Genomic DNA, 1,763 nt, shown 5'->3' with positions numbered 1-1,763 from the left:
TAGGAGCATTCCTGTTAGAAAGATTTTCAGGGGCTTGAAAAATAAAAAGCCCTCTTGTATGATGCATGAGTGTCAACGGCAAATTGACTCATCATCACACAGGAGGACTCCATTTATGCATTCTAATACGAACTATAAAATTAATCAAGTCACTGAAAACACTTTAGTCATCGGAATCGATATCGCCAAGAAAAAGCATTATGCTTGTGCCATCGACGAACGAGGACGTGTGCTCCAAAAATCATTTCCTTTCTCTCAATCAAGAGAAGGTTTCGATGCTTTTTATGAAAAAGTACTCGCGTTACGTGCTACACATGAAAAAAGCGAAATTCTCGTGGGGTTTGAACCTACTGGGCACTACTGGATGAACTTAGCCGCATACCTTACCCTTCATGGGATTCCGTTTGTCATGGTAAATCCTCATCATGTCAATCGTTCAAAGGAATTGGATGACAATCTTCAAACGAAGAATGATCAAAAGGATGCCCTTGTCATTGCACGATTAATGCGTGATGGACGTTTCAGTTATCCACGTATTCTAGAGGGCGTAGAAGCTGAATTACGAAATGGTGCAACGCTACGCTCCAAAATCCAAGAAGATCTGAATGCCTTACAAAATCGCATCATTCGTTGGATTGATCGTTTCTTTCCGGAATTTATGACAGTGTTCAAAGACTTTGGAAAAATGGCCTATGCAGCGCTTGAAATGACGCCACTACCCAGTGATATCCAAGGGAAGACGCCAGAAGAGTTATTGTTTATGTATCGCCAAGTGAAGGGAATGAAATCGCCCCAACTACCAAAAGCGAAACAATTAGTTGAGGTAGCACAGCACTCTATTGGACTGACAGAGGGACTCGTGATGGCACGAATAGAAATTGCCACACTCCTCACACAGTACAAATTAATGCGAAGCCAAATAGATACCTTAACAGAACAGCTAAGTAAGCTAGCAAAAGAAATGACAGACTATGAGTACTTAAATTCCGTCCCAGGCATCAGCGACGTAACGATTGTCGAACTACTTTCAGAAGTCGGTTCACTGACACAATATGAACATCCACGCCAATTAATCAAACTAGCGGGACTCACATTGCGTGAAAACTCTTCTGGGCAACACAAAGGACAAAAACGGATATCCAAGCGAGGGAGAAGGAAATTACGGGCTCTTTTATTTCGAGTCATGATGCCATTACTTCGTCACAACGAAGCTTTTAAGAAATTACATGAATATTACACCACACGCTCTATCAATCCACTTCGAAAGAAGCAATCGATTGTCGTGCTCTGTGGAAAGTTACTGAAGATTTTACACACCTTATGCAAGAAGAAAGTGTATTTTGATGTGAGCCATATGATGAAAGACCTAAATAGTCTCGTAAAGGCAGCCTAGCAACATCAAAGCTCGACCTACAACAAAAGGATGACACGGAGAAGCCGGCATTATTTATTCCATCCGACTGCGAGTCCCTATAGGAGCATCGCCAGCCTCTGCCTTATGAATAGACCGAACGAAGGAATGTATGCGCAAGGACGCCAAGAGACATGGGAGGGTACGTCATCATAAGCATCGCAGAGATCCATAGTGCATCACATAGTGGAATTGAAAGTTAATTTTAACCAATTAGCTTTAGCGAAGCGTACTCACTAAATGACAAATTATTTAAGAACTAGAAAAGACTATGTAAAAATTGCGATAAAAAATTTTTTATCAATCTTAAAAGCGGGTCAAACCGTTGATATATCAACATTTATAGAGGGAG

General features: G+C 41.1%; 1 protein-coding gene. It reads left to right on the top strand.

The window, feature by feature from the left end; genetic code table 11:
* The first annotated feature begins 115 nt into the window (after nt 1-115).
* Nucleotides 116-1,393 carry an IS110 family transposase gene (locus AMS59_RS22890; protein WP_053486003.1) on the top strand — a complete coding sequence of 426 codons (1,278 nt, stop codon included), beginning with the start codon at nt 116-118 and terminating at the stop codon, nt 1,391-1,393.
* Nucleotides 1,394-1,763: the final 370 nt, after the last annotated feature.

Origin of the sequence: Lysinibacillus sp. FJAT-14745 (assembly GCF_001275675.1) — a bacterium.
GTDB lineage: Bacteria > Bacillota > Bacilli > Bacillales_A > Planococcaceae > Lysinibacillus.
This window is presented reverse-complemented; position numbering and strand designations above follow the sequence as displayed.

Bases quoted from the DNA above. Each gene is read 5' to 3' on its own strand.
- AMS59_RS22890 (WP_053486003.1), top strand. From the start codon at position 116: ATGCATTCTAATACGAACTATAAAATTAATCAAGTCACTGAAAACACT.